This is a genomic window from Oceanibaculum indicum P24 (assembly GCF_000299935.1).
GTDB lineage: Bacteria > Pseudomonadota > Alphaproteobacteria > Oceanibaculales > Oceanibaculaceae > Oceanibaculum > Oceanibaculum indicum.
The window spans coordinates 416,266-423,231 of record NZ_AMRL01000001.1; the positions used below are offsets into that span (position 1 = coordinate 416,266).

At 67.2% G+C, this 6,966-nt stretch carries 5 protein-coding genes; all 5 read left to right on the plus strand.

The features are described from left to right. The 5 genes from cobN to P24_RS01910 all read left to right on the plus strand — a co-directional run bounded on the left by cobN (position 1) and on the right by P24_RS01910 (position 6,676). On the plus strand, positions 1-3,870 hold the full coding sequence (cobN, locus tag P24_RS01890; RefSeq protein WP_008942997.1) for a cobaltochelatase subunit CobN: 3,870 nt from the start codon (positions 1-3) through the stop codon (positions 3,868-3,870). 15 nt (positions 3,871-3,885) lie between these two features. Next, positions 3,886-4,362: a MotA/TolQ/ExbB proton channel family protein gene (locus tag P24_RS01895; protein WP_008942998.1), complete on the plus strand. Its 477-nt coding sequence runs from the start codon at positions 3,886-3,888 to the stop codon at positions 4,360-4,362. Beyond that, the gene (locus P24_RS01900) at positions 4,362-4,667 is read left to right on the plus strand and encodes a DUF2149 domain-containing protein (RefSeq protein ID WP_008942999.1); all 306 of its coding nucleotides are present in this window, start codon (positions 4,362-4,364) and stop codon (positions 4,665-4,667) included. The genes P24_RS01895 and P24_RS01900 overlap by 1 nt, the downstream gene beginning before the upstream one ends. A 93-nt stretch (positions 4,668-4,760) precedes the next feature. Next, positions 4,761-6,002 (plus strand): zinc metallochaperone GTPase ZigA, encoded by a 1,242-nt coding sequence (gene zigA, locus P24_RS01905; RefSeq protein WP_008943000.1) that lies wholly within the window; start codon positions 4,761-4,763, stop codon positions 6,000-6,002. Continuing rightward, a complete protein-coding gene (locus P24_RS01910) occupies positions 5,999-6,676 on the plus strand; it encodes a DUF1826 domain-containing protein (RefSeq protein ID WP_008943001.1) in 678 nt (225 codons plus the stop codon). Before zigA ends, P24_RS01910 begins: the two co-directional genes overlap by 4 nt. The last annotated feature ends 290 nt before the right edge of the window (positions 6,677-6,966 follow it).

Here is a 6,966-nt window from a genome sequence, read left to right on the forward strand (position 1 = left end):
ATGATGCGCATCGCCCTCCTGCTGCTGGCGGCATTGTTTACCGCCAGCATTCCCGCACAGGCCGGCGAGCGGGCCAGCCTCGTCATCCTGACCAACAGCTTCGTGCTGCCCGGCAAGCTGGACCGGCTCGCGGCGTGGGGCAGGGAGGCGGGCGTGCCGGTGCGCGCGGTCAATGTGGACCGTATGCCGGGCACGCCGGCCGAGTGGCTGGCCGGGGCCGGTCTGGCGATCCTCGACACGCCGCGGCCGAACGATCTGGCGCAGGTTCAGCAGAAGCTCGGCGATGCGCTGGCCGTTGCCGGCGTGCCGTGGGTCCGGATCGGTGGCGGGCGCCCGGCCTTCGAGGGGCTGCCGCCGGACCGCGCGCGGTTGCTGATCGGCTATTACGGCAATGGCGGCGAGGCCAATCTGCGCAACATGCTGGCAACCCTTTCCGCCTGGCATAGTGGCACCGATGCCGCGCAGGTACCGCCGCCCGTCGCCCTGCCGAAGACCGGCTTTCATCATCCGGCAGCGCCGCAACCCTTTGGCGGCGTTTCAGATTATCTCGCCTGGGGTGCAGGCCGCTGGCAGATGGACGCCCCGCGCGTTGCCTTCGCCATTCATCCCGGCACCCTGTCGAACATGCAGACGACGGTGGTCGATGCGCTGATCGCCGGCGCCGAGGCGCGCGGCCTCGTGCCGCTGGCCTTCTGGTTCGACGCCGCCGATCCGGAAGGCATTCAGGCCGTCCTCGGGGATGCCGGTCCGGTGGCGCTGGTCAATCTGCAGCATATGCAGAACGGCCCGGCCCGCAGCGCCGAATTCCTTTCTCTCGACATTCCGGTGCTGCAGGCCCTGGGCTATCGCCAGGGCGACCCGCAGGGCTGGCGCGCGGCGGAAAGCGGCGTACCGATGCACATGGTCGCCCCCTTCCTCAGCGTGCCGGAGGGCTGGGGCATGAGCGACCCGCTGGTGATCGAAGCGGTGGAGGCCGGCCAGAGTGTGCCAATCCCGGAGCAGATGAATGCGCTGCTCGACAAGCTGGCGGCGCTGGCCACGCTGCGCCGCACGCCGCCGGCCGACAAGCGCCTGGCATTGCTGTTCTGGAACTATCCGGCGGGCGAGAAGAACCTGTCCGCCTCGCACCTGAATGTGCCGGCCAGCCTGGAGGCACTGACCGGCGCGCTGGCCGAGGCCGGCTATAGCGTGCCGGCCACCGGGGAGGCGGCGCTGATCGAGGCCGGGCAGGCGATGCTGGGCGGGCTGTACCGGCCGGAGACGCTGGATGCGTTGCTGGAAGCCGGACTGGCCGAGGCCTTCCCGCTCCGCCGCTACTGGGACTGGCTGGAAACGCTGCCGGCGGCCGCCTGGACTCCGCTGCTCGACCGCTGGGGGCTGCCGAACAGCCATTGGGCGGTGCGCCAGGTCGGCGGTGAACCGCATTTCGTGATCCCGCGCCTGAAGCTGGGAAATCTGCTGGTCCTGCCGCAGCCGCCGCGCGGCGGAAAGCCCGGCCATGCCTATCATGACGGGCGCGAGCCGCCGGATCATTTCTACCTCGCCGCCTATCTGTTCCTGCGTGAGGGCCATGGTGCCCACGCGCTGATCCATTTCGGCACGCATGGCACGCAGGAATGGCTGCCGGGCAAGGATCGCGGGCTGTGGACCGGCGATTACCCCTTCCTGGCGTTGGGCGCGATGCCGGTCTTCTACCCCTATATCCAGGACAATATCGGCGAGGCGATGCAGGCCAAGCGGCGCGGCCGGGCGGTCACGGTCAGCCATCAGACGCCGCCCTTCGCGCCGGCCGGCCTGTATGACGAGCTGCGCGACCTGCACGCCCTGATCCATGAATATGGGCAGCTGGCGGAAGGGGCCGTGCGGGATCGTACAGAGGCGCAGATCCGCGAGGCCGCCATCGCCGCCGAGCTGCATAAAGACATTGGCTGGGAGGAAGCCGCCATCATTGCCGATTTTCCCGGCTTCTTCCGCGCCCTGCACGATCAGCTGCACGCGCTGGCCGCGGCCGCAATGCCGCTGGGCCTGCACCAGTTCGGCCTGCCTGCGGCACCGGAACACCGCCTCAGCACCGTGATGCAGCAGCTGGGCGAGCCCTATTACAAGCTGGTCTCCGACGAGCCGGAGGAGCTGTTCGTCGAGGATTTCCAGGCGCTGGCGGAGAATCCCGCCTACCGCCTGCTGCACCGGCATCTGCGCGACGGCGCGCCGCTGGAGGAGATCGCTGACCCGACGCTGCGCGAGATGGTGGCGCTGGCGATGGAGCGCGACCGCCGGCTCGCCGAAACCGGCGAGATCGAGGCGCTGCTGGCGGGCCTCGCCGGCCGGTTCGTGGCGCCCGGTTCGGGCGGCGATCCGATCCGCAATCCCGACGTGCCGAGCGGTCGGAACCTCTACGCTTTCGAGCCCGACAAGATCCCGACCCGCGCCGCCTATGCGGCGGGCGGCGAGGCGCTGAACATGCTGATCGACAGTTTCCGCTCGGAGAATCAGGGCCGCGCGCCGGAGAAGCTGGCCTTCTCTTTGTGGTCGTCGGAGGCGCTGCGTCATCTCGGCGTGCTGGAAAGCCAGGTGCTGCACGCGCTGGGGCTGCAGCCGGTCTGGGACGAGGGCGGCCGGGTGCGCGCGCTGGAGATCGTGCCGGCGGTGGAGCTGGGCCGGCCGCGCATCGATATTGTGCTGCAGGTCACCAGCGTCTATCGAGACCAGTTCGACGGCTTCATGCGGCTGCTGGCCGATGCCATCGACCGGCTGGCGCGGCTGGACGAGCCAGGCAATGCGGTCGCCGCGAACACGCGGCTGCTGGCCGACAGGCTGATGGCGCAGGGCATGCCCGAGGACCGGGCCCGGCAGCTTGCCAGCCTGCGGCTGTTCGGCAACCAGCCCGGCGATTATGGCAGCGGCCTGACCGACCGTGTGCTTGCCTCCACCGAGTGGGAGGAGGATGCGCCGCTGGCCGAAGCCTTCCTCGACCGGCTGAACTACGCCTTTGGGGCCCAGGAATGGGGCCTGCGGCTGGAGGGCGAAAATCTCTTCGCCAGCCAGTTGAAGGGTACAGACGGGGCGGTACTGGCGCGGTCTTCCCGGCTGTACGGCATGCTGGCCACCGACCATCCGTTCGAATATCTGGGCGGGCTGGCGCTGGCGGTCCAGCATCTCGATGGTTCCTCGCCCGCGCTCTATGTCTCCGATCTGCGTGAAACCCAGCCGAAAATGACCACGGCCGCCCGCTTCATCGCCGATGAGCTGCGCGGCCGCTATCTCAACCCGCACTGGATGAAGGCGATGCAGGCGGAAGGCTATGCCGGCACGCTGGAGATGCTGAAGCTCGTGAATAATGTCTGGGGCTGGCAGGCCACCGCGCCGGAAACCGTGCGCGCCGACCAGTGGCAGGCGATCCACGACAGTTACGTCATGGACAGCCGCAATCTGGGCCTCGCGGACTGGTTCGAGCAGCACAACCCCTCCGCCCAGCGCCAGCTCGTCGAGCGGCTGGCTGAGGCGATCCGCAAGGGCTACTGGGATGCAGCGGACGAGACGCGCCAGCAATTGACCGAACGCTGGCAGCAGCTCGCCGCCCTGGAGACCGCCGATGCGACCGCCAGCGCCACACCCTTGGCCACCCGCGCCTTCCTGGAGGCAATGGCGGCTGGCTATGGCCTCGATCTGGCCGGCGGCGGTGCGCAACCGGAACCGGCGACCGCTGAAGCCACCGCAGAGCCGGTGAGCGGCCGGGTGCTGGAAGCTGTCAGCGCCACGCCATCGCCAACCGGCTGGGACTGGTCGCCCTGGCTGGGCGGGCTTGGCCTGTTTTCCTGTTTCCTTGGCGGGGCGCTGTGGCAACGCCTTCGCCCCTCTTCCCTCGCATAGGTGGTTCTTAAGTCGATGACCATGTTCGAAACCGGGCTGTACGAGATTGCCCGCCTGTTCCTTCTGCCGGTCCTGCTGCTGATCCTGCTGGCGCTGATCTACAGCTTCTGGTCATTGGGCCGCTTCGCCATGGAGGCGTGGCAGCGCCGGCGGCCGGGCTATGTCTCGCCGCTGGCCGTCCATCACCGGCAAACCGGCTGCGCCAGCCCCGATCTGGAGCTGTGGATCGTGCAGCATCTGGAATGGCTGCGCATTGTCGCGCGCAGCGCGCCGATGCTGGGGCTGGTGGCGACCATGATCCCGATGGGGCCGGCGCTGCTGGCGCTCAGCCGCAACGAGGCGCAGGGGGTCGGCGAGAATATGGTCGTCGCCTTCTCCGCCGTGGTGCTGGCCCTGGTCAGCGCCAGCATCGCCTTCTTCGTGCTGACCTTCCGCCGCCGCTGGCTGCTGCAGGAATTGCGGCGCATCGAGATCGCGCGGGAGGCAGCCTGATGCGCTTCCTGGAAAGCGACGAGCTGGACGATCCCATCCTCTCCGTCGTCAATCTGGTCGATCTGTTCCTCGTCGTCATCGCGGTGCTGATGATCGTCATTCTGCGCAACCCGCTGAACCCGTTCAGCACCGACAAGGTGGTGGTGGTCGAGCGGCCGGGCGAGGCCGACATGCGCATCACCGTGAAGGAAGGCGAGGAGCTGACGCGCTATGAGGCGTCGGGCGAGATCGGCGAGGGCCAGGGCGTGCGCGCAGGCGTCACCTACCGGCTGCCCGATGGCCGGATGATCTATGTGCCGGAATGACAGTGCGGCAAATCGGCCATTATCCCTCTGATAAATTGTTATGTTATAACATAAATTATCGAACGACCGGTTCCAGCCATATTCGAGACACCGATGACCGCCCGACAGTCTGATCCCCAAGCGACCGATCCGCGCCTGCCCGTCACCGTGCTTTCCGGCTTCCTGGGGGCCGGCAAGACGACCTTGATGAATCATGTCCTGAACAACCGCGAGGGCCGGCGCGTCGCGGTGATCGTGAACGACATGAGCGAGGTGAATATCGACGCCGACCTGATCCGCGAGGGCGGCGCCGATCTCAGCCGCACCGAGGAAACCCTGGTCGAGATGACCAATGGCTGCATCTGCTGCACCCTGCGCGACGATCTGCTGAACGAGGTGCGGCGCCTGGCCGAGGATGGCCGCTTCGACTATCTGCTGATCGAATCGACCGGCATTTCCGAACCGCTGCCGGTGGCCGCCACCTTCGACTTCCGCAGCGAGGAGGGCGACAGCCTGTCCGATGTCGCGCGGCTGGACACGATGGTCACCGTCGTTGATGCGGCCAACCTGCTGCGCGACTATGCCTCCGCCGACTTCCTGCGGGATCGCGGCGAATCGCTGGGCGAGGAGGATGAGCGCAGCCTGGTCAATCTGCTAGTCGAGCAGATCGAGTTCGCCGATGTCGTGATCCTGAACAAGGTTGATGTGGCGACGCCGGAGGCGCTGGATGCCGCCCGCAAGATCGTCCGCGCCCTGAACCCGGATGCGGAGCTGATCGAGACCAGCCAGTCGCGCGTGGCGCTGGACAGGGTGCTGGATACCGGCCGCTTCGATTTCGACAAGGCGCAGGAGCACCCGCTCTGGTTCAAGGAACTCTATGGCTTCGCCGACCACACGCCCGAGAGCGAGCAGTATGGCGTGCGCAGCTTCACCTACCGCGCCCGCCAGCCCTTCCATCCCCGGAAATTCTTCGACTTCGTGAATGCCGACTGGCCCGGCGTGATTCGCGCCAAGGGGCATTTCTGGCTGGCCACCCGGCCGGACTGGGTCGGCGAGCTGAGCCAGACCGGCGCGCTGGTGAAGCATGAGGCGATGGGCTTCTGGTGGGTCAGCGTGCCGAAGGAACGCTGGCCCGACGATCCGGAATGGCGCCGGCATATCGCCCGCGCCTGGGATGCGGTTTATGGCGACCGGCGGCAGGAGATCGTCTTCATCGGTGCCCATATGGATGAGGCGGAGATCCGCCGCCGGCTGGATGACTGCCTGCTGGGAGACGCCGACGCCTTCACGCTCGACTTCGACCTCTGGGAAGGGCTGGAAGACCCGTTCCCGGTCTGGCGGCGGGCGGCGTCATGATCCTGAACCGCGCCGGACTGCCGCCGGCCGGCGACCAGCCGGTCGTCGAGTGCCGCGACCCTGCCGGGCTGTCGGCCATCACCCGGCCGGGCACGGCGCTCGCCCTCTGGCGGCGGCAACCGCCCTCAGCTTTGATTGAATGGCTGGCAGCGCAGGACGCCCAGCAACTGCCGCACAGCCGTCTGCTCGTCCGGCCGGCCGATACCCGCCGCGCGGTGACCTCTGTCATGGAACAGTCCGGCCTGCCGGCCGGACCGATGCGCGACTGGCTGATCGGCGATATCGAGGCGCTGACACGCGCCTTCGCCGCTATTACCGCCAACGAGACGGTCGATATCAGGCTGGAGGCCGTGAGCCACGATTCCTGCTGGAAGTTCCATCGCGACTATGTGCCGGTGCGGCTACTAACGACATATCGCGGCCCGGCGACGGAATGGGTTGCCCCCGCCCATGCCGAGGCTGCCCTGCAGGCGCAGAAGGATTATGACGGCCCCATCGAGCGGTTGGAGGCCGGCGATGTCGCGATCTTCAAGGGCAAGATGGCGGCCGATGCGGACGGCATCGTCCACCGCTCCCCGCCCATCGCCGGAACCGGCCAGACGCGCCTCCTGCTGTGCTTGAACAGCCCGTCCGACGTTTCGCCGGAGCCGTGGACTTCTTCATCGTCGGAGTGACAGCCTGCTAACGACAACAAGCGCAAAGTGCTCGTGCTCCTATTTTCTCTTTCTTCTGCTTCCATGGCGCCTCCACGGCTCTTGGACGGGGCTGAGCCCCAGACAAGCCGAAGCCCGCCAAGTCACTGACTTATTGGCGTTTATTTTGGTTTTGGGGGCAGGATTTGCCGTTTGTTCGCGATGCTTACGCGCGCTGCCTTCGGCCGAACCGGCATGTTCATTTACTCTCCTTGGCACCGACCCCTGCGGCCAACAAAAAAGCCTCCCGTATGGGAGGCTATTTTGTTGGT

Bases quoted from the DNA above. Each gene is read 5' to 3' on its own strand.
- P24_RS01900 (WP_008942999.1), top strand. From the start codon at position 4,362: ATGCGCTTCCTGGAAAGCGACGAGCTGGACGATCCCATCCTCTCCGTC.
- cobN (WP_008942997.1), top strand. From the start codon at position 1: ATGATGCGCATCGCCCTCCTGCTGCTGGCGGCATTGTTTACCGCCAGC.
- P24_RS01910 (WP_008943001.1), top strand. From the start codon at position 5,999: ATGATCCTGAACCGCGCCGGACTGCCGCCGGCCGGCGACCAGCCGGTC.
- P24_RS01895 (WP_008942998.1), top strand. From the start codon at position 3,886: ATGACCATGTTCGAAACCGGGCTGTACGAGATTGCCCGCCTGTTCCTT.
- zigA (WP_008943000.1), top strand. From the start codon at position 4,761: ATGACCGCCCGACAGTCTGATCCCCAAGCGACCGATCCGCGCCTGCCC.